Source organism: Niastella vici (assembly GCF_002077945.1).
Taxonomy (GTDB): Bacteria; Bacteroidota; Bacteroidia; order Chitinophagales; family Chitinophagaceae; genus Niastella; species Niastella vici.
The window spans coordinates 1-560 of record NZ_LVYD01000069.1 but is presented as its reverse complement, the minus strand read 5'-3'; the positions used below and the strand labels follow the sequence as shown (position 1 = coordinate 560).

1 protein-coding gene is annotated in these 560 nt (G+C 51.2%); it reads left to right on the top strand.

Annotation, left to right across the window (positions count from 1 at the left end; genetic code table 11):
• A partial coding sequence (locus A3860_RS41315) for a hypothetical protein (RefSeq protein ID WP_158085415.1) occupies window positions 1–560 on the top strand: 560 nt, incomplete at both ends.

Below are 560 nucleotides of genomic sequence, written 5' to 3'. Positions count from 1 at the left end.
TTCAAAAGCTTTAATGAAACCATCATTGACTATATAAGAAATACCCCCGGTATAAACCAGGACATTACCTTGTGTAATGGCGTGCTCATAGATGCACCGGGCCCCTACGCACGGCCATTTGTAACCGTAAATAAAGTGGTTACCAATAAACCCAGCGATTGCGAGTGTGGCAATATCCAGGGCTTGTACCAGGTGTACCAAACCAGCTACAGTGCCAAGTACCCCACCATGAGCGCCTTTATGCAGGCGGTGTATAAAACCACCATCACCGATGGCGCGCTGGATACGCTTAGGCGCATGTGTAACGATGAATTTAAATGCACGCCTTCGGGCCTGCTGGCCGATCTCACCCTGAGCACGCCTACCAGTGGCGATTACAGGGCCACTAAATCTATTACACTTGCTACTGACTTTGAGACCACTGCTGCTTTTACCGCAGAGATAGCGGCGCAGGCAGGCACCGTGCGGGCCGTATTGCCCCCGGCGCTGCAGTGCGGCAATGTAGAAACCGTATGTGCCGATTGCCAGAAAATACACGATGCCTATATCGCATTTACGCA